Raw genomic sequence first — 18,005 nt, 5'->3', positions numbered from 1 at the left:
GGGAGCGACCATGAACGACGAGGTACTGGCCGAAAGGCGCGAAGCCGGTATTTTCCTGATCCGCCTCAACCGCCCGGCCCGCAAGCATGCACTGACCGAAGCGATGTATGTCGAGCTGACGCGGCTGCTCGACGAGGCCAGCCGGGACACGGCGGTGCGGGTCTTAATGATCGCAGGCGATGCCGAAAGTTTCTGCGCCGGCAACGATCTCGAGGATTTCGTGCTGCACCCTCCACGGGACGAAGACAGTCCGGTGTTCCGCTTCCTGCGGGCGCTCAACCGGCTGGAAAAACCGCTGATCGCCGTCGTCAACGGCCATGCGGTCGGCATCGGCACCACCCTGCTGCTGCACTGCGACCTGGCCTATGCCAGCGCCGGCGCCCGCTTCAAGCTGCCGTTCGTCAGTCTCGGCTGCTGCCCGGAGGGTGGCTCGAGCCTGCTGCTGCCCCGAACCCTGGGTCAGCGGCAGGCGGCAGAACTGCTGCTGCTCGGCGAGACCTTCGGCGCGGAAAAAGCTCGGGAGCTCGGCCTGATCAACGCCGTAACCGGGGCGCCGGACGCCTTTGCCGAAGCCCTGGACGCCGCCCGCCGGCTGGCGATGCAGCCGCCCGCGGCATTGCGGCTGACCAAGCGGATGATGAAGGCGGCCAATGCCGAAACCCTGGACGAAGTGCTGGTCGAGGAGGCGCGGCGGTTCTGTGCCTGCCTGCAGGGCGAGGAAGCGGCCGAAGCGTTGCAGGCATTCGTCGAGAAACGCAGCCCCGACTTTTCCCGCTTCGTCTGAACACACCTGGAAAGTTCGTAGGATGGGCGGAACGGCGCCTGTGCACGGGACATCCGATCCTGAAGCGGCTTGGGGCGTCGTGCAGCCCATCTTGGAATGCCAATTCAGTACCGCGGAAGCGGAAGCCATTGATGGGTTGCGCCGCATTGAATCCGCAGCTAACCGATAGCGAAGTACCGTTGCGGCTCCACCCATCCTACGATTTCCTAGGTTCGATATCGTACAGACGTGCGAAAGCCGGCCTCGGATGCCAGCAGCTTGGTGTCGAAAAACATGGGATGTTACGAAGATGGGCAGAAAGGCAGCAAGCTGACCGCTGGTCGACTGTTCAGGCCTGAAGTCTTATTTTTATAGTCAGGCGCGGTTTGGGGACCATCGTGACACCGTATCAGCGGTCAGCACGAGCCTCGTTGTTATTTTTATTCGAGGCGGTGGCGCGTCCGGGCTCTTGGCTTGTTATTTTTATTGCCGGGCTCGGGCGCCGTTGTCTTTGTTGTTGTTCTTACGAACCTGTTGTTTTTATTGTGCTCCTATAAAAGCACGCACCGTGCCAAAACACGTAAGAAACTGAATTAAAACAGTTTTATATTTTGTGTTACCGGTTGTTACCGTCACCGGGGGTAGAAAGTGTTACCGATGGGAACGCCCGGGTAGCAGTCGCTGTGTGTATGGGTAACAGTCGGTTTGGGGACAACGACCGTAGGAGCCTCGCCCCCTTGCCCGGGAATGGCGTCACACGACCTCGAACAGGCCGGCCGCGCCCATGCCGCCGCCGATGCACATGCTCACCACCACGTACCTGACGCCGCGGCGCTTGCCCTCGAGCAGCGCATGGCCGACCATCCGCGCGCCGGACATGCCGAACGGGTGGCCGATGGCGATGGCGCCGCCGTTGACGTTAAGCTGCTCGTCGGGAATGCCGAGCCGGTCGCGGCAGTACAGCACCTGGGAGGCGAAGGCTTCGTTGATCTCCCAGAGGCCGATATCGTCCATCTTCAGGCCGTTGCGCTTGAGCAGCTTCGGAATCGCGAACACCGGACCGATGCCCATCTCGTCGGCGCCGCAACCGGCCACCGCGAGCCCGCGGTAGATGCCGAGCGGCTGCAGGCCCTTCTGCTCGGCAAGCGTCGCACTCATCAGTACCGAGGCGGAGGCCCCGTCGGAAAGCTGCGAGGCGTTGCCGGCGGTGATGAAGCGGCCCTGCTTGACCCAGTGGCCGTCCTTCCAAACCGGCTCCAGGGCCGCCAGGCTTTCGAGGGTGGTCGAGGCACGGTTGCACTCGTCCTGCATGAGGCGAACCGGCTCGTAGCTGGTTTCCTTCGTTTCCCGGTCGAACAGCGCCCTGATGCTGTCCATCGGCACGATCTCGCCCTCGAACAGCCCGGCGCGCTGCGCCGCCGCAGTGCGCATCTGGCTCTGGTAGGCGTAGGCGTCCTGGGCTTCGCGGGAGACGCCGTAACGCTCGGCGACGATTTCGGCGGTCTCGATCATCGGAATATAGGCGGTCGGATCGATGGCGGTGACCGTCTTCGAGACATTGCGGTACTGGTTCTTGTGCTTGTTCTGCACCAGGGAGATAGACTCCAGGCCGCCGGCGACGGCGATGTCGAGCTCGTCGCAGATGATGCTCTTGGCGGCGGTGGCGATGGTCATCAGGCCCGACGAGCACTGGCGTTCCATCGCCATACCGGCGACGCTGTCCGGCAGACCGCCGGCGATGGCGCAGAGACGGCCGAGGTTGTAGGCCTGGGTGCCCTGCTGGGCCGCGGCGCCGATCAGCACATCGTCGACCTCGCCCGGCTCGATCCCGGCGCGGGCTACGGCTTCACGCACCGCGTGACCGCCTAGCGCCGGCGCTTCGGTATCGTTGAAGGCACCGCGAAACGCCTTGCCGATCGGCGTGCGGGCGGTGGAAACAATAACGGCTTCTTTCATGATTCGTTCCTTTTATTTAATTCGAGAGATCACGTGGCGCGGCCGGGGCCGGGAAATAACGGGAAATGGTATCGACCACGCAGGCCGGGCGACTGGCGCCCTCGACCTCGACGGTGACCCGGACCGTCGCCTGCACCGCCCCTTGATCTCTTCCACCGCGACCAGCTCGCCGCGGCCACGCACGCGGCTGCCGGCCTTGACGGCGCTCGGGAAGCGCAACTTGTCGCAGCCGTAGTTGACGCCCATCGAGATGCCCTGCACCTCGAGGATCTGCGGCAGGAAAAGGTTGACCAGCGAGAGCGTCAGGTAGCCGTGGGCAATGCAGGCGCCGAAGGGCCCGTCCTTGGCGCGCTCCGGATCGACGTGGATCCACTGGTGATCGCCGGTCGCCTCGGCGAAGAGGTCTATGCGCGACTGCTCGACGGCAACCCAGTCGCTGGCGCCCAGTGCCTCGCCAACGCGGGCCTGCAGTTCTGCGGGCGTCTTGAAAACGGTCGTCATGCTCAGGCCCTCTGCGACGAAACCGACAGGACTTCGCCGGTCATGCCAAGGGACAGGGAGTAATCGCTGCCTTCACGCCCTTCGCACTCCTTCAACCCAAAAAGTCTTGTGCAATTGATCTTCATGCTCAGGCCCTCTGCGACGAAACCGACAGGACTTCGCCGGTCATGTCAAGGGACAGGGAGTAATCGCTGCCTTCACGCCCTTCGCACTCCTTCAACCCAAAAAGTCTTGTGCAATTGATCTTCATGCTCAGGCCCTCTGCGACGAAACCGACAGGACTTCGCCGGTCATGCCAAGGGACAGGGAGTAATCGCTGCCTTCACGCCCTTCGCACTCCTTCAACCTAAAAAGTCTTGTGCAATTGATCTTCATGCTCAGGCCCTCTGCGACGAAACCGACAGGACTTCGCCGGTCATATAGGACGCGTAATCGCTGGCCAGGAACACCATGACGTTGGCGACCTCCCAGACCTCGGCGGCGCGGCCGAAGGCCTCGCGGGACGCCAGTTGCTGCAGCAGCTCGGCCGGCGCGGATTTTTTCAGGAAGTCATGCAGCGCGATGCTCGGGCTCACGGCATTGATGCGCACGCCATGTTCGGCCGCCTCGACCGCCGAGCAGCGGGTCAGCGCCATCACGCCGGCCTTGGCCGCGGCATAGTGCGCCTGCTCCTTCTGCGCGCGCCAGCCGAGCACCGAGGCGTTGTTGACGATGACGCCGGCGCCGCGCGGCTGCATCTTCTTCAGCATCGCCCGGGTCATGCGGAAGGTGCCGGTCAGGGTCACGTCGAGCACCCGGTGCCATTCGTCGTCGCCCATCTCGACCAGCAGTTTCGAGCCGCCGAGGCCCGCGTTGTTGATCAGGACATCGACGCCGCCGAGCTGGTCATCGGCCGCCTCGACCAGCGCCTGCACCTGTTCTTCGTCGGTGACGTTGCAGACCCGGGTGTAAATATCCTGCAGCCCGGTTTCCTGGCGCAGCCGCTCGGCAGCCTCGACGAGCCGCCCTTCGTGGATATCGCTGATCATCAGCGCGCGGCAGCCCTCTTCGGCACAGCGCCGGGCGGCGGCATAGCCGATGCCGGCGCCAGCGGCGGCGGTGATCAGCACCGATTTGCCGGCCAGCAGATCGTGGCCTTCGACGTAGTTGGGTACTTGCATGGTCTCTGTCCTTTAGCGGATGCGTGGCTCGCGGGGCATTTCGAGCGCCCGCTCGGCAATGATGTTGCGCTGGATTTCGTTGGTACCGCCGTAGAGGGTGTCGGAGCGGGTAAAGAGGTAGAGCGACTGCAGCCGCGTCAGGTCGTAGGGCGCGCCCTCGAGGATCTCGGACGCCGGGCCCAGCACGTCCATCGCCAGCTTGCCGAGATCCCGGTGCCAGCTGGCCCAGTACAGCTTGTAGATCATCGCCGCCTTCGACAGGCTGCCGTCCTGGGGTCCGGAGAGCATGCGCAGGCTGTTGTAGCGCATGATGCGCAGTCCGATCCAGGCGTCGGCGATACGCTGGCGCATCACCGGGTCCTGCGCCTGGCCGTTGTCGCGGGCGATGGCGATGATCTGGTCGAGCTCGTTCTGGAACTGCATCTGCTGGCCCAGCGTCGAGACGCCGCGCTCGAAGCCGAGCAGCGCCATGGCGATCTTCCAGCCGTCGCCGGGCTGGCCGACGATATTGTCGGCATCGGTGACGGCGTCGTCCAAGAACACCTCGTTGAATTCGCAGGTTGCGGTGATCTGCTCGATCGGCCGCACCTGGATACCCGGCTGGTCCATCGGCACCAGCAGGAACGAAAGCCCCTTGTGCCCCACGGAGCCCGGCTCCGTGCGGGCGATGACGAAACACCAGTCCGACTCGTGGGCCAGCGAGGTCCAGACCTTCTGGCCGTTGATGCGCCACTGTCCGCCTTCGAGCTGGGCCCGGGTCTTGACGTTGGCCAGATCCGAGCCCGCGCCCGGCTCCGAATAGCCCTGACACCAGTATTCGGTGCCGGCGAGGATGCCGGCAGGAAGCGCGCCTTCTGTTCCGGCGTGCCGAAGGCGATCAGCGTCGGCCCGGCCAGCCCCTCGCCGATATGGCCCATGCGGCCCGGTCCGCCGGCGCGGGCGTACTCCTCGTGGAAGATCACCTGCTGATTGATCGACAGGCCCCGCCCTCCGGCATCCTCGGGCCAGCCGACACAGGTCCAGCCGCCTTCGGCCAGCTTGCGCTCCCAGGCCTTGCGTGCCTGCGGGAAGCTGTGTTCGTCGCCGGGGCCGCCGCGAAAGCGCAACGGCTCGAATTCACCCCCAGGTTCGCGGCCAGCCAACCGGCCACCTCGTCGCGGAAGCGCTCGTCTTCGGCACTGAAGCTGATTTTCATTTTATTCCTCCGGGGCAGTTACAGGATCGCCTGGGCGATCTTTTCGCGGTGCCAGGCACTGGCGCCGAGGAAGGTCTCGCTGGACCTGGCCCGCTTGAAATAGAGATGAGGGTCGTATTCCCAGGTGAAGCCGACGCCGCCATGCAGCTGAATCGATTCCGAGGCGCAGTGGAAGAAGGCATCGGAGCACCAGGCTTTGGCCAGCGAGGCGGCCAGCGGCAATTCGGCGCCCGCCTCGCCGCCGAACAGCGCCTCCTGGGCGACGCAGGCGGCGTAATAGACCGCCGAGCGCGACGCCTCGACCTGCAGCATCATGTCGGCGGCGCGGTGCTTGATCGCCTGGAAGCCGGCGACCGGGCGGCCGAACTGGACGCGCTCCTTCGTATAATCGACGGTCAGATCCAACACCGCCTGGGCGCCGCCGAGCTGTTCGGCGGCGACGCAGACCGCCGCCAGTTGCAGTGTCCGGGTCAGCGCCGGACCGGCCTCGCCGGCCTCGCCCAGCAAGGCTTCGCATTCGAGACGCACCTGGTCGAGACAAATCTCGGCCTGCCGGCGGGTCTGGTCCATCGTCGGCAGCCAGCATCGCTCGACGCCGACGGTGTCGGCCGGAACGGCGAACAGGCTGATGCCCGACTCGCCCTCGCTGCCCGGCGTGCGCGCCGCGACGATCAGCAGGTCCGCTGTATGACCGTCCGGCACATGGCGCAGGGTGCCCGAGAGCACGTACTCGCCGCCCACGAGGCGCGCCTCGGCGGCAACCGAGGCCGCCTCGTAGCCCCCGCCCGCGCCCGTCCAGGCCAGGGTCGCGGTCAGACGGCCCTCGGCGATCTGCCCGAGCCAGTGGCGCTTCTGCGCCTCGCTGCCGGCCAGCAGCAGCGCATTCGTCGCCAGTCCCACGGTGGAGAGGAAGGGCGAGCACAGCAGCCGCTGCCCCATCTGCTCCAGCAGGATCGCAAGCTCGACGAAGCCCAGCCCCAGACCGCCGTACGCCTCCGGAATATGGATCGCCTGCCAGCAGAGCTCGTTGCAGATGCGGCCCCAGAGGGCCTCGTCGTAGCCGCGCTCCGTCGCCATCGCCGCGCGCACGGCCGCCGACGTCGAGACGTCGGCCAGAAAGGCGTGCGCGGACTCGCGGATCATCTCCTGTTCATCGGTAAAAGCGAAATCCATCCCAGGTACCTCTTTGTCTCTTTAACGGCGAGCATATCGGCAAGCCCGCGCCGGCAAATCGTTACAAGCAACTAGTCCGGATGGATTAGCTCCCGTACACCTTCTGCGCCGGCACGGCGTCGTCAAGCAGGCCGGCGACGGCGTCGCCGATTTCGGCCGGCTCCCAGCGCGCGCCCTTGTCGCGGACAGGGCCCGTGCGCCAGCCGTCGGCGATTGAGATCTTGCCGCCCTCGGCCTCGAACATCCGGCCGGTGACGTGACCGGACGCTTCGCTGCCGAGCCAGACCACCAGCGGCGCGACGTTGGCCGGGTCGAAGTAGTCGAAGCCATCTTCCGGCTTCTTCATGCTGTCGCCGAACACCCCTTCGGTCATGCCGGTACGGGCCGCCGGCGCCAGGGCGTTGGCGGTGATGCCGTAACGCGCCAGCTCCGCCGCCTGCACCAGCGTCAGCGAAGCGATGCCACCCTTGGCCGCCGAGTAGTTGGACTGCCCAATCGAGCCCTGCAGGCCCGCGCCGGAACTGGTGTTGATGATCCGCGCCTGCACCGCCTTGCCGGCCTTGCTCTGCTCGCGCCAGTACTGGCAGGCATGGCTCGCGATGCAGAAATGCCCCTTCAGGTGCACCGCCATAACCGCGTCCCAGTCGGCCTCGCTGAGGCTGACGAACATGCGGTCGCGGCAGATGCCGGCGTTGTTGACCACCACGTGCAGGTCGCCGAAGGTCTCCACCGCCTGTCTGACGATATTGGCCGAGGCGGAATAGTCGGTGATGTCGTCGCTATTCGCGACGGCGACGCCACCGGCTTCGCCGATCTCGCCGACCACCCTGTCGGCCGCCTCCGGATTGATATCGTTGACTACGACCCTGGCGCCCTCGGCCGCGAAGGCCAGGGCGTAGGCGCGGCCCAGGCCGCCACCGGCGCCGGTGATGATCACGACGCGCTCGTTACAGATTCCCATTTTTTATCTCCAATATATCCGCGGGCTTTCTTAAAAACGCCTGTGGGAGCGGCTTTAGCCGCGAACAGCCGTGGTGCGGATCCCTGTCGCGGCTAAAGCCGTTCCCACAAAAGCCGTTCCCACTCAAAGCCGTTCGATGATGGTGACGTTCGCCTGGCCGCCGCCTTCGCACATGGTCTGCAGGCCGAAGCGGCCCCCGTGCGTTCGAGCTCGTGCAGCAGGGTGCACATCAGCCGGGTGCCGGTGGCGCCGAGCGGGTGGCCCAGGGCGATGGCGCCGCCGTTGACGTTGGTCTTCTCGTGCGGATAGCCGGTCTCCTTGAGCCAGGCCATCGCCACCGAGGCGAAGGCCTCGTTGATCTCGACGAGGTCGATCTGGTCCAGTGTCATCCCGGCCTTCTTCAGCGCATATTCGGTCGCCGGGATCGGCGCGGTCAGCATCCAGATCGGGTCTTCAGCGCGCACGCTCAGGTGATGGATGCGGGCGCGCGGCGTCAGACCGTAGCGTTTCAGCGCCGCCTCGCTGACCACCAGCAGGGCGCTGGCGGCATCGCAGGTCTGGCTGGCGACGCCGGCGGTGACCTTGTCGCAGTCGAACAGGGTGTCGAGCTCCGCCATCTGCTCGAGCGAGGTGCGGCGCGGGGTTTCGTCCTGCGTCACGCCCGCCAGCGGCACGATCTCGCGCTCGAAGCGCCCCTCCTCTATCGCCTGCAGCGCGCGGCGGTGGGACTCCAGCGAATAGGCCTCGAGATCCTGTCGCGACAGGCCCCACCTGTCGGCGATCATCTGCGCCGAACGGAACTGCGTCGGCGGCATGTCGCCGTAGCGCGCGACCCAGCCGGTCGAGCCGCTGAAAGGATCGCTGAAGCCCAGCGGTTCGGCGGCGGTCATCGCCGACGAGATCGGGATCCGGGTCATGGTCTGGACGCCGCCGGCGACCACCACGTCCATGGTGCCGCTCATCACCGCCTGGGCGGCGAAATGCACCGCCTGCTGCGACGAGCCGCACTGGCGGTCGATGGTGGTGCCCGGCACCGCCTGCGACAGGCCCGCGGCCAACCAGCAGGTGCGGGCGATATCGCCGGCCAGCGGGCCGATGGTGTCGACGCAACCGAAGATGACGTCGTCGTAGTCGTCGTCCGGAATGCCGTTGCGCTCGACCAGCGCCTTCAGTACATGGGCGCCGAGGTCGGCGCCGTGGATATGCGCCAGGCCGCCCTTGCGCCGCCCGGTGGGCGTGCGCAGCGCGTCGACGATATAGGCTTCTGCCATGTTGTTTGTCTCCTGTTGTGGGAGCGACTTTTGTGGAGGCCGCTTTTGTGGGAGCGGCTTTTGTGGGAGCGGCTTCAGCCGCGAAAACCCGCGGTGCCAAACCCTGTTCGCGGCTAAAGCCGCTCCTACAGGCGCCCGTTGAACCGGTGGGAGCGACTTCAGTCGCGAAAAACCCGCGGTGCCACCTCTATTCGCGGCTAAAGCCGCTCCCACGATTTACCCGAACGTCGCGCCGGTGCCGAGCGGGGCGCCGTCGGCGAAGACGAAGTCGCCGACCCGGGCCTTGTGGACGCCGCGGCTGCCCCAGGCGTTGTCCAGCGCCCAGGCGCGCTTCATGAAGATATGCAGGTCCACTTCCCAGGTGTAACCCATGGCGCCGTGGACCTGGATGCCGTTTTTCGCCGCCAGCAGCGCCGCTTCCGTCGCGGCGATCTTGGCGTGGGAGACGGCGACGGTGGCGCTCGACAGTCCCCGGGCCACGTCGTAGGCGGCGCAGTAGAGCACGGCACGGGTGAACTCGGCTTTCACCGCCACGTTCGCCATATGGTGCTTGACCGCCTGGAAGGCGCCGACGGCGCTGCCGAACTGCTTGCGCTCGAAGCTGTAGTCGACGGCGATGTCGACCATGCGGTTGGCCAGACCCAGCTGCTGCGCCGCGCAGGCCAGGGCGCCGCGGTTCAGGGTGTCGGCCTGCAGCCGGCGTCCGGTCTCGCCGGACGCGACGAGGGTTTCGGGCGACGGCGTCCAGTCGACCCGGAACAGCCGGCGCGACGGATCGACGCTTTCGCCGGCGCTCAGCGTTGCCCGGGTCGCCGGTACCGCATGGATCTCGTCGCCGTGGCACAGCAGCAGCAGGTCGGCGACATGGGCATCGGCCACCAGCGGGTTGCAGGGATGGCCGACCGCCAGGCGCGCCTCGCCCGAGGCGACCCGCGACAGCCAGTGCTCCTGCAACTGATAATGGCTGTCGTCGAGGGCGGCGAGCAGCGGCACCGCCACCATCACGGTCTCGACCAGCGGCTCCGGCAGGGCGGCATAGCCGCACTCCTGCGCCAGCAGCACGAAGTCGAGCTCGTCGAGCCCGAGGCCGCCGAAGCCCTCCGGCACCGTCAGGGCCGTCAGCCCCATCCCGGCCAGCCGGGTCCAGAGTTCGTCGGAGCGCCCGCCGTCGCGCTGCCAGAGTTCGCGGATCACCTCGGGCGTCACCTCGTTGGTGAGAAAGCTTCTGACGCTGTCCTGGAACGCCAGCTGATCGTCGCTGAATGTGAAGTCCATAGTGCTCTTCCCCCGCCCTAGTTACGCGGCATGCCCAGCATGCGCTCGGCGATGATGTTGCGTTGAATCTCGTTGGTGCCGGCGTAGATGGGACCGGCCTGGGCGAACAGGAAGCCCTCGAGCCAGCGGCCGACACCGTCCGCGCCGGCCGAGTGCGGCTTGAGCTCGGCCCGGGCCCCGAGAATGCTGAGCGCTGTTTCGTGCATCTGCTGATCCAGCTCCGACCAGAAGATCTTGTTGGTGCTCGACTCGGGCCCGATCCGGCCGCCCTTGATCAGCCGCGAGGCCGTCATGTAGGTGTTGAGGGTATAGGCCTCCGCATCCATCCAGGCGCGCATTACCGCTTCGCGTACCGTCGGATCGACGTCGGCCGCGGCGCGATTGTCGCGGTACAGTTGCACCAGCCGGCGCGCCGTTTCCGGAAACGCGCAGGGCTACGGAGCATCAGGCCGCGCTCGAAGCCGGCGGTGGCCATCGCCACGTTCCAGCCCATGCCCTCCTCGCCGAGGCGGTTTTCCACCGGCACCCGGACGTCGTCGAAGAAGATCTCAGCGAAGCCCGGCAGGCCGTCGAGCTGCGGGATCGGCCGCACCGTGACGCCCTCGGCGTCGAGCGGCACCAGGATGAAAGTCAGGCCGCGGTGACGGCTCGATTCCGGATCGGTGCGGAAGATGCCGAAGGTCCAGTCGGCCCAGACCGCCCGCGTCGACCAGGTCTTCTGGCCGTTGATGACGTAGTGGTCGCCGTCGCGCACGGCCTTCGAGCGGATCGCCGCCATGTCGGAGCCGGCGTTGGGCTCGGACCAGCCCTGGGCCCAGACCTCCTCGCCGGTGGCCATCTTCGGCAGGAAGCGTGCCTTCTGCTCTTCGGTGCCGTACTCCATCAGCGTCGGACCGAGCAGGAAGATGCCGTTCTGGTTGACCTGGCCGGGGCGCCTGCGCGGTAGTACTCCTCCTCGAAGATGAGCCACTCGATCAGGTCGCAGCCGCGCCCGCCGAGCGCCTCGGGCCAGGTGACCATGCCCCAGCGCCCCTCGTTGAGCCTGCGCTCCCAGTCGCGGTGCAGGCGGAAGCCCTCCTCGGTGTCGAAGGACGGCAGCGGCCCGGCCGGCACGTTCTGCTCGAGCCAGGCGCGCACTTCGGCGCGGAAGGCCCGCTGTTGTTCGGTAAAGGCGAGATCCATGTCTGTCCCCTTCTCGTTGATCAGAATGCCGCGTCGCGCTTCTGCACGAAGGCGTCGCGCGCTTCCGGGAGTCGCTGGAGGTGTAGGCCTCGAGGGTGAAGCCCTGCTCCCAGCGGTACTTCGCCTCCAGGTCGCCGTCCTCGACACCGGTCAGCGCCTCTTTCGCCAGGCGGATCATGCGCGGGCTCTTCTCGGCGATCTTCGCGGCAATGGACAGAGCCGTTTCGCGCAGCTGCTCGCGCGGCACCACCCGCTCGACGGCGCCGAGGCGGTAGGCTTCGGCGGCATCGATCATCTCGCCGGTGAAGTACAGGTGGCGCACCTTCTGCACCGGGAACATGCGCGTCAGGTGGGCGCCGCCGCCCATGGCGCCGCGATCCACCTCCGGCACGCCGAAGCGGGCGCAGTCGCTGGCGACGATGATGTCCGCCGCGCCGGAAATGCCGATGCCGCCGCCAAGCACGAAACCGTGCACCGCGACGATGACCGGTTTGGGGTTGCGGTGGATCGCCCTGAAGGTGTCGTAATTGCCCTTGTTGACGGTCGTGATCAGGCTGCCGTCGGCGGCCAGTTCCTTGATGTCGACGCCGGCGCAGAAGCCGCGCCCTGCGGCCGAAATCACGATGACGCGCACCGCCTCGTTGTTGCCCAGCGCCTCGATCTCGGCGGCGATGGCGGCCCAGCCCCTGCTGTCGAAGGCGTTGACCGGCGGATGGTCGAACACCAGCTCGGCAATGCCGTTATCGATAGATGTCTTGAATGGCGTGCTCATGGCGTTCTCCAAAATGTTGTTGTGGTTGCGGCGCGCCCAGCGCGGCGAGACGCTCGCGTGCTTCGCGCACGATGCCGTCGATCAGGTCGTCGCAGCTCAGCAGGCTGTCGATGGCGCCGGCGATCTGGCCGGCGGGCAGCACGCCCTCGGCGGGCCGACCCTCGACCATCGCCTTCTGGATCACCATCGGCGCATTGGCGGCCATCAGGGTCTGGGCCGCGGTCAGGCCGCCGCTGCGCATCCCGAAGGCGGTTTTCAGCATCTGGCCGATGGTCATGCCGCTGTACCGGCGATAGGCCAGGCCGCTTTTGAGCGCCAGCACCAGGCGCCCGAGATGGCCGGCGCCTTCGAGTTCGGTCAGCAGCTCGTTGCTGATCATCCGCTGTGGCATGCCGTCGATGGCGCGGCTGACGATGATCGAGGCCGGATTGTCGGCGGCGACGTAGCGCGCCAGGGTCGCGTCCGGCACCGGGCTGTCCCTGGTCATCAGGAAGCGTGTGCCCATGGCGATGCCGTCGGCACCCCAGGCCAGCGCCGCCACCAGGCCGCGGCCGTCCTTGAAGCCGCCGGCGGCGACCACCGGCACCTCGAGCGCATCGACCACCTGCGGCAGCAGGATCGAGGTCGGCACGCTGCCGGTGTGGCCGCCGCCCTCGCCGCCCTGGACGGTGACGGCATCGGCGCCGAGCTCGACCGCCTTGACCGCATGCTTGAGCGCGCCGACGGTCGGGATGCAGACGACACCGTTATCCTTGAGACGGGCGATCATCGCCTTGCCGGGGGAGCGGCTGTAGCTCACCGCCCGCACGCCGTACTTCACCACCAGCTCGACGATCTCGGCGGCGTTGGGCTGGTACATGTGGAAATTCACGCCGAAGGGGCGGTCGGTCAGCGCGCGGGTCTCGAGGATCGCCGCCTCCATCTCGGCCGGCGGGATGGTGGCGCCGGCGAGAAAGCCGAAGCCGCCGGCATTGCAGGTCGCGGCGACCAGCTTCGGATCGGCGACCCAGCCCATGGCCGTCTGAATAATCGGGTATTCGCAGCCCAGCAGGTCGCAGAGTCTTGTTTTGAGCGCATCGGCCATGGCTTACTCCTTCGCCTCTTCGCGCTGGCTCTCTACCCTCTGAGAAGAGGCCATCGCCCTGGCGTCGTAGCCGCCCAGCTTGTCGCCGGACACCAGCTCGTTGTGCACATGGGCGAAATGGTGCAGGCCGAACACCATCTCCATGGCGCTGCGCTTGCCCATCAGGTCCTCGACGTTGTTGACCGCCTGCTTGGTCAGCTGCAGCCCGAGGCGCGGCATCTTCGCGATGCGTCCGGCGATGGCCAGGGTCTCGGCCTCGAGTTCGGCCCGCGGCACCACCCGGTTGAGCATGCCCATGCGCTCGGCGCGCTCGGCGCTCATGCGCTCGCCGAGGAACAGGAACTCCTTGGCCAGGCGCGGGTTGAGCTCGTAGGCGTGGGCGAAGTATTCGACGCCCGGGATGCCCATGCGCACCACCGGATCGGCGTAGAAGGAGTCGTCCGAGGCGATGATCAGGTCGCAGACCCAGGCCAGCATCAGGCCGCCGGCGACGCAGGCGCCCTGCACCATGGCGATGGTGGGCTTGGGCATGTCGCGCCAGCGCCGGCACATGCCGAGGTACACCTCCTGCTCGCGGGCATAGAGGAACTCGCCGCCCGGCTTATCGACATGGTCGTACCAGAGACTGACGCGGTCGAAGCTCTTGTCGACATCGCGCCCCGGCGTGCCGATGTCATGGCCGGCGGAGAAGTGCTTGCCGGCGCCGCGCAGCACGATCACCTTGACGTCGTTGTCGTCGCAGGCTCGCCTGAAGGCGGCATCCAGCGCATAGGTCATCGCCGAGTTCTGGGCGTTGTGGTACTCGGGGCGGTTCATGGTGACGAGGGCGATGTCGTCACGCACCTCGTACAGCACCACCTCTTCGGCAGCGGTTTCCGCAGCGGAAATCGGGGCGGCGGTCATGCGGCACCTCCGTCTATTGCGAGAGAGCGGCGCACGCCCGGCGGATTGTCTTTCAACTGGCGGGCGCGCAGGCTATGTGGATCTAATTGGGCGATCAGCACCAGCTGTTCCGCGGTCGGCGCCGGGGTTTCGTGCAGGCTGTCGTCGGCGTGAAGCTCGAAGCCGGTATTGGCCTGCACCTCCTCGAGCGTCACGCCCGGATGCAGCGAGCGCACGCGGATCGCCCTGTTCGGGCCCTGGAAATCCAGCACGCACAGGTCGGTGACGATCAGGCGGATATCGATGTCGTCGAAGCTGTAACCCTTCGGCAGCCGCGCCGGGTTATAGCCGATGGACGCCACCATATCGACCTCGCCGTCGACGAAGACCCGCCTGTTGTGAGACGGCACGAAGAAGGAGTTGGCATGGTTGATCGAGTTGCCCGGGAAGCCGCGCACCCCCAGCATCTGCACCTTCGGCCTGGCCTGGTCGCCGATACAGGAGATGTTGGCCTGACCGAAGCGGTCGATCTGGGTCGGGCCCACCAGCGCATGACGCTTGCCGCCCCAGACGTTGTCGAAGATGCGCGAGAAGCCCATCCAGGTTTCGCGTTTCGGCTCGTAGTCGCCGCGCGGGCCGACCGGCACCGGCTCGGAGACGATCCAGGCCTCGGAATCGGTCATCATCAGGTCGGGGTTGCTGGTCTGCATCGACAGCGACGCCGCCAGGCGCGGCAGCAGGCCGATGCCGGTCGCCAGCACTTCGCCCCCGTCGCGCCAGGCCTCGCTGGCGGCGCAGATCATCAGTTCGGCCAGGCTGTATTCATTGCTCATTCTGTTGTCCTCGCTCGGCTTAGAAGATCGGCAGCGGCAGCTGCTTGATGGCGTCCAGGCCACCGGCCTGTTCCAGGTAGCGGGCCTCGCCGACGGCGACATACTTGTCGACGTAGGCCTGCCAGCCGCCCTCCTCCTTCACGCTGGCGGCGTATTCCTTGAAATGCGCCACGTCGAAGCCGTACAGCGGCGCGCAGGAGCTCGGATGGGCGCCGCCCGGAAGCTCGGCGACGCCGGTGGTCTCGCTGCGCTCCCAGAAGACGTAGCGCGCCTCCTCGGGATGACGGTGGAAGAAGTCGGTATCGACCAGCTCGTCGCAGCTGACGAAGGTCCTGTCGGCGGCGCGGGCGAAGAGGTCGTCCATGTAGTGGTCCGGCCCCTTGATCTGGCAGACGCCGCGGCTGTCGGCGCGGTCCACGTGCAGCAGCGCCGCATCGAGCTTGAGCGCCGGCATCGCCAGCCACTCCCGGCCGTCGCCGTAGGGGGAATCGATGGTCTTGAGTTCCGGGTTGCAGCGCAGCACGTCGGTGCCCAGGCCAATGCAGGTCGGAATGAAGGGCGCGCGCATCGCCGCGGCCTGGAGGCCCAGCAACATGAGCCCTTCGTCGATCTCCATCACCTCGATGGCGCCACCTTCGCGGGCTTTTCTGAAAAAGGGCTCCAGCGGAATGAAGTCGAGCGAGACGAAGGCGAAGACCACCTTCTTCACCTTGCCGGCCGCGCAGAGCATGCCGACATCGGCGCCGCCGTAGGCGACGACGGTAAGGTCCTTGAGATCCGAACGGAGGATCTCGCGGATCAGCGCCATCGGCTTGCGCCGGGGACCCCAGCCACCGATACCGATGGTCATTCCATCTTCCAATTGGCTGACGATTTCAGTTGGGGTCATTCGCTTATCCATTTCTCTGTCCTTCAAACTCTTTGCAGCGGGAAACCGGCGGCTCATGGCTGACGAATACAAAACGCGAATACCGATGGTCATGCCGCCATCCCAAAACCGCCAGCTGGCCGACGATCTCGGCCGGACTCATGCGTTTATCCATTGTTGTGTCCTATCAAGTCTGTGCAGTCGGAGGGGCCGGGTATGGACGCTCTTTATTTGAAGCCGATGCTGAAATCGTGGCCCCAGTGGCTGGTCACGGTGCTCTCGAAGGTGGTGTGGGCGTCCCAGTCGACGACCTTGCCGCCGCAGCCGTACTCCATGTCGAAGCCGCCCGGCGTCTTCATGTAGAAGGAGATCATCTCGTCGTTGGTATGCTTGCCGAGGGTGGCCGAGAGCTTGACACCCTGGGCCTCCATGCGGTCCAGCGCGCGGCCGACCTCGTCCATCGACTCGACCTCGACCATCATGTGCACGCAGCCGCTGGGCATCGGCGCCTCGAAGATCGCCAGGCTATGGTGACGGCCGTTGTTGCAGTGCATGAAGTGCAGGCGTTTTTCCGGCTCGTTCGGGTCGGTGGTGAAGCGCACCTTCATCAGGTCGGATAGGCCGAAGCCCATCACCTCGGCATAGAAGGCACGGGTCGCGTCGAACTGCGGCGCCGGCAGCACCACATGACCGAGCCCGAGGCCGTCGGTGACGAAACGGCTCACGCCGACCGGCGAGACGAAACGGGCGAAGTCCATCGCCGGACCCCAGAAGATCTCGTGGCGGTTGCCGTCCGGGTCGCGGAAGCTGATCAGGTCCTGCACCCTGCGCGCCGCGATCTCCCCGGCCGTGCCGCGCACCACCTCGACATCGGCCTGCTCGAGCTCGCGCGCCGCCGTTTCCAGCGCCGCGGCATCGGCCACCTCCCAGCCGGCGCAGCCGAAGCGGTCCCGGTCGCTCTCGAAGGCCGCGATCCGGAACGGACGCTCGTCCATCTTCAGATAGGCCGCGCCGTTGTCGGGCATCCCCGGCGCGACCATCATCCCCAGCACCCCGGTGCCGTAGTCCAGCCACTGCTGCGGATCCGTCGACTCGACGCATACATATCCCAGTCCGCGAATATCCATTCCGGTCTTCCTCTTGTTCTGGATATAGAAGCCGGCCCCGCAACGGGGCCTACCGATGATCAGGATTATTGCGGGCGCGACGACCGCGGACATCGTCTAAGGGGACTAACAGGAACGATTCATGAGGGGTTGAGTGGCCCATCCGGCTGCGATACAACTTGCCAGAAAGATGCCAATAGGCACACACGCTGCTACACTCTGCGCATGAAGCACATCAATTGGAATGCTGAAAAGAATCAGGTTCTGATGAGCGAACGTGGCGTCTCCTTCGAAGATGTCGTCTTTGCGTTGCAATCGGGCGGCCTGCTTGATGATCTGGTTCATCCAAACAAGGAAAGGTATCCAAACCAGCGCATCTTTGTAGTGAGAATTGATGACTACGCCTGGCTGGTGCCGTACGTTGAGGATGACAAGGCGTTTTTTCTCAAGACGATCATTCCCAGTCGCAAGGCCACCAAAGAGTATTTGAGGGGGTAGCATGGGTAAAACCAGATTGGACAAAGAGGAACAGGAGCTGCTGGAAGCTTACGAGGCAGGTGAGTTTGAGTCTGACCTGGATGAGGAACGCCGGGAATACCTTGCCAGGACAGCAGAAGAGTCCTTCAAAAAAGACAAACGAATCAATATCCGCATTTCCAGTCGCGATCTGGAAGCTTTGCAGCGTCGCGCGCTGGAAGAAGGAATTCCTTACCAGTCGCTGGTCTCCAGCGTCCTGCACAAGTATGTTTCCGGCGGCCTCAAGGACATCGCTGCCGACAAGCCAGGTCAGCGGACGCGCTGAGCGCGCCGCTGGTAGAAGGAACCGCGAACACGTCACCTGTTGCCCTCTGATTGCACTTGGTCAGGGCCAGCCTGAGCGCCAGGGAGTCGCATTCCGTTGCCAGGGCAATCGCACTATCTTCTCGCGCTGACTGGATAATCGACTCAATATGACCAGGCCTGTCTGACACGCCGTGAATTCGTCCCTGAGGGCTCGGCTGCCGCCGGTCTGGATTGGCCTTG

Annotated in this window: 20 protein-coding genes and 2 pseudogenes; 3 read left to right on the top strand and 19 right to left on the bottom strand. The window is 65.8% G+C overall.

Features of this window, described 5'->3' with window-relative positions; translation table 11 throughout:
* Positions 1–10: 10 nt before the first annotated feature.
* Complete coding sequence (locus tag ACFQDL_RS20015; protein WP_379910555.1) at positions 11–784, top strand: enoyl-CoA hydratase; 774 nt, start codon at positions 11–13, stop codon at positions 782–784.
* A 732-nt stretch (positions 785–1,516) separates the two neighbouring features.
* Here the strand turns inward: ACFQDL_RS20015 and ACFQDL_RS20010 are convergent.
* From ACFQDL_RS20010 to ACFQDL_RS19920, 19 genes and pseudogenes are all read right to left on the bottom strand, one after another.
* Positions 1,517–2,719 carry an acetyl-CoA C-acyltransferase gene (locus ACFQDL_RS20010; RefSeq protein ID WP_379910554.1) on the bottom strand — a complete coding sequence of 401 codons (1,203 nt, stop codon included), beginning with the start codon at positions 2,717–2,719 and terminating at the stop codon, positions 1,517–1,519.
* 12 nt (positions 2,720–2,731) lie between these two features.
* Entirely contained in the window at positions 2,732–3,220 is a 489-nt protein-coding gene (locus tag ACFQDL_RS20005) for a MaoC family dehydratase (RefSeq protein ID WP_379910553.1), read from the bottom strand.
* 377 nt (positions 3,221–3,597) lie between these two features.
* A complete protein-coding gene (locus ACFQDL_RS20000) occupies positions 3,598–4,380 on the bottom strand; it encodes an SDR family oxidoreductase (protein ID WP_379910552.1) in 783 nt (260 codons plus the stop codon).
* A gap of 12 nt (positions 4,381–4,392) precedes the next feature.
* Positions 4,393–5,154, bottom strand: coding sequence for an acyl-CoA dehydrogenase family protein (locus tag ACFQDL_RS19995; RefSeq protein ID WP_379913205.1), 762 nt, complete (start codon positions 5,152–5,154; stop codon positions 4,393–4,395).
* Positions 5,155–5,273: 119 nt separating this feature from the next.
* A pseudogene (locus ACFQDL_RS19990) lies at positions 5,274–5,486 on the bottom strand (acyl-CoA dehydrogenase family protein); the annotation flags it as partial.
* Positions 5,487–5,593: 107 nt separating this feature from the next.
* Entirely contained in the window at positions 5,594–6,748 is a 1,155-nt protein-coding gene (locus ACFQDL_RS19985) for an acyl-CoA dehydrogenase family protein (protein ID WP_379910551.1), read from the bottom strand.
* 85 nt (positions 6,749–6,833) lie between these two features.
* Complete coding sequence (locus ACFQDL_RS19980) at positions 6,834–7,709, bottom strand: SDR family oxidoreductase (RefSeq protein ID WP_379910550.1); 876 nt, start codon at positions 7,707–7,709, stop codon at positions 6,834–6,836.
* A 92-nt stretch (positions 7,710–7,801) separates the two neighbouring features.
* A complete protein-coding gene (locus ACFQDL_RS19975) occupies positions 7,802–8,980 on the bottom strand; it encodes an acetyl-CoA C-acetyltransferase (protein WP_465263973.1) in 1,179 nt (392 codons plus the stop codon).
* Between the two features lie 216 nt (positions 8,981–9,196).
* The gene (locus ACFQDL_RS19970) at positions 9,197–10,255 is read right to left on the bottom strand and encodes an acyl-CoA dehydrogenase family protein (RefSeq protein WP_379910549.1); all 1,059 of its coding nucleotides are present in this window, start codon (positions 10,253–10,255) and stop codon (positions 9,197–9,199) included.
* Between the two features lie 17 nt (positions 10,256–10,272).
* Entirely contained in the window at positions 10,273–10,656 is a 384-nt protein-coding gene (locus ACFQDL_RS19965) for an acyl-CoA dehydrogenase family protein (RefSeq protein WP_379910548.1), read from the bottom strand.
* Positions 10,593–11,138, bottom strand: a complete 546-nt coding sequence (locus ACFQDL_RS19960; protein ID WP_379913203.1) for an acyl-CoA dehydrogenase family protein — start codon at positions 11,136–11,138, stop codon at positions 10,593–10,595. The genes ACFQDL_RS19965 and ACFQDL_RS19960 overlap by 64 nt, the downstream gene beginning before the upstream one ends.
* Positions 11,138–11,437 carry an acyl-CoA dehydrogenase family protein gene (locus tag ACFQDL_RS19955; RefSeq protein WP_379913201.1) on the bottom strand — a complete coding sequence of 100 codons (300 nt, stop codon included), beginning with the start codon at positions 11,435–11,437 and terminating at the stop codon, positions 11,138–11,140. Before ACFQDL_RS19955 ends, ACFQDL_RS19960 begins: the two co-directional genes overlap by 1 nt.
* A gap of 121 nt (positions 11,438–11,558) precedes the next feature.
* Positions 11,559–12,209: pseudogene (locus ACFQDL_RS19950) on the bottom strand (enoyl-CoA hydratase family protein); the annotation flags it as partial.
* Entirely contained in the window at positions 12,178–13,293 is a 1,116-nt protein-coding gene (locus ACFQDL_RS19945) for an NAD(P)H-dependent flavin oxidoreductase (RefSeq protein WP_379910547.1), read from the bottom strand. The pseudogene ACFQDL_RS19950 and the gene ACFQDL_RS19945, both read right to left, overlap by 32 nt.
* Before the next feature lie 3 nt (positions 13,294–13,296).
* Positions 13,297–14,196: an enoyl-CoA hydratase gene (locus ACFQDL_RS19940; RefSeq protein WP_379910546.1), complete on the bottom strand. Its 900-nt coding sequence runs from the start codon at positions 14,194–14,196 to the stop codon at positions 13,297–13,299.
* Positions 14,193–15,008 carry a CoA-transferase subunit beta gene (locus ACFQDL_RS19935; protein WP_379910545.1) on the bottom strand — a complete coding sequence of 272 codons (816 nt, stop codon included), beginning with the start codon at positions 15,006–15,008 and terminating at the stop codon, positions 14,193–14,195. The genes ACFQDL_RS19940 and ACFQDL_RS19935 overlap by 4 nt, the downstream gene beginning before the upstream one ends.
* A gap of 19 nt (positions 15,009–15,027) precedes the next feature.
* On the bottom strand, positions 15,028–15,897 hold the full coding sequence (locus ACFQDL_RS19930; protein ID WP_379910544.1) for a CoA transferase subunit A: 870 nt from the start codon (positions 15,895–15,897) through the stop codon (positions 15,028–15,030).
* Between the two features lie 4 nt (positions 15,898–15,901).
* Positions 15,902–16,051: a hypothetical protein gene (locus tag ACFQDL_RS19925; RefSeq protein WP_379910543.1), complete on the bottom strand. Its 150-nt coding sequence runs from the start codon at positions 16,049–16,051 to the stop codon at positions 15,902–15,904.
* A 52-nt stretch (positions 16,052–16,103) separates the two neighbouring features.
* Positions 16,104–17,003, bottom strand: a complete 900-nt coding sequence (locus ACFQDL_RS19920; protein WP_379910542.1) for a VOC family protein — start codon at positions 17,001–17,003, stop codon at positions 16,104–16,106.
* A 246-nt stretch (positions 17,004–17,249) separates the two neighbouring features.
* Between ACFQDL_RS19920 and ACFQDL_RS19915 the strand changes: the two genes are divergently transcribed.
* Positions 17,250–17,480: a DUF4258 domain-containing protein gene (locus ACFQDL_RS19915; RefSeq protein ID WP_379910541.1), complete on the top strand. Its 231-nt coding sequence runs from the start codon at positions 17,250–17,252 to the stop codon at positions 17,478–17,480.
* A 1-nt stretch (position 17,481) separates the two neighbouring features.
* Entirely contained in the window at positions 17,482–17,784 is a 303-nt protein-coding gene (locus ACFQDL_RS19910; protein WP_379910540.1) for a CopG family antitoxin, read from the top strand.
* The last annotated feature ends 221 nt before the right edge of the window (positions 17,785–18,005 follow it).

The organism is Marinobacterium aestuariivivens, assembly GCF_042661465.1.
GTDB lineage: Bacteria > Pseudomonadota > Gammaproteobacteria > Pseudomonadales > Balneatricaceae > Marinobacterium_A > Marinobacterium_A aestuariivivens.
This window is presented reverse-complemented; position numbering and strand designations above follow the sequence as displayed.

Coding starts and splice junctions, on each gene's coding strand:
- ACFQDL_RS20015 (WP_379910555.1), top strand. CDS start 11: ATGAACGACGAGGTACTGGCCGAAAGGCGCGAAGCCGGTATTTTCCTG.
- ACFQDL_RS20010 (WP_379910554.1), bottom strand. CDS start 2,719: ATGAAAGAAGCCGTTATTGTTTCCACCGCCCGCACGCCGATCGGCAAG.
- ACFQDL_RS20005 (WP_379910553.1), bottom strand. CDS start 3,220: ATGACGACCGTTTTCAAGACGCCCGCAGAACTGCAGGCCCGCGTTGGC.
- ACFQDL_RS20000 (WP_379910552.1), bottom strand. CDS start 4,380: ATGCAAGTACCCAACTACGTCGAAGGCCACGATCTGCTGGCCGGCAAA.
- ACFQDL_RS19985 (WP_379910551.1), bottom strand. CDS start 6,748: ATGGATTTCGCTTTTACCGATGAACAGGAGATGATCCGCGAGTCCGCG.
- ACFQDL_RS19980 (WP_379910550.1), bottom strand. CDS start 7,709: ATGGGAATCTGTAACGAGCGCGTCGTGATCATCACCGGCGCCGGTGGC.
- ACFQDL_RS19975 (WP_465263973.1), bottom strand. CDS start 8,980: ATGGCAGAAGCCTATATCGTCGACGCGCTGCGCACGCCCACCGGGCGG.
- ACFQDL_RS19970 (WP_379910549.1), bottom strand. CDS start 10,255: ATGGACTTCACATTCAGCGACGATCAGCTGGCGTTCCAGGACAGCGTC.
- ACFQDL_RS19960 (WP_379913203.1), bottom strand. CDS start 11,138: ATGGAGTACGGCACCGAAGAGCAGAAGGCACGCTTCCTGCCGAAGATG.
- ACFQDL_RS19955 (WP_379913201.1), bottom strand. CDS start 11,437: ATGGATCTCGCCTTTACCGAACAACAGCGGGCCTTCCGCGCCGAAGTG.
- ACFQDL_RS19945 (WP_379910547.1), bottom strand. CDS start 13,293: ATGGCCGATGCGCTCAAAACAAGACTCTGCGACCTGCTGGGCTGCGAA.
- ACFQDL_RS19940 (WP_379910546.1), bottom strand. CDS start 14,196: ATGACCGCCGCCCCGATTTCCGCTGCGGAAACCGCTGCCGAAGAGGTG.
- ACFQDL_RS19935 (WP_379910545.1), bottom strand. CDS start 15,008: ATGAGCAATGAATACAGCCTGGCCGAACTGATGATCTGCGCCGCCAGC.
- ACFQDL_RS19930 (WP_379910544.1), bottom strand. CDS start 15,897: ATGACCCCAACTGAAATCGTCAGCCAATTGGAAGATGGAATGACCATC.
- ACFQDL_RS19925 (WP_379910543.1), bottom strand. CDS start 16,051: ATGGATAAACGCATGAGTCCGGCCGAGATCGTCGGCCAGCTGGCGGTT.
- ACFQDL_RS19920 (WP_379910542.1), bottom strand. CDS start 17,003: ATGGATATTCGCGGACTGGGATATGTATGCGTCGAGTCGACGGATCCG.
- ACFQDL_RS19915 (WP_379910541.1), top strand. CDS start 17,250: ATGAGCGAACGTGGCGTCTCCTTCGAAGATGTCGTCTTTGCGTTGCAA.
- ACFQDL_RS19910 (WP_379910540.1), top strand. CDS start 17,482: ATGGGTAAAACCAGATTGGACAAAGAGGAACAGGAGCTGCTGGAAGCT.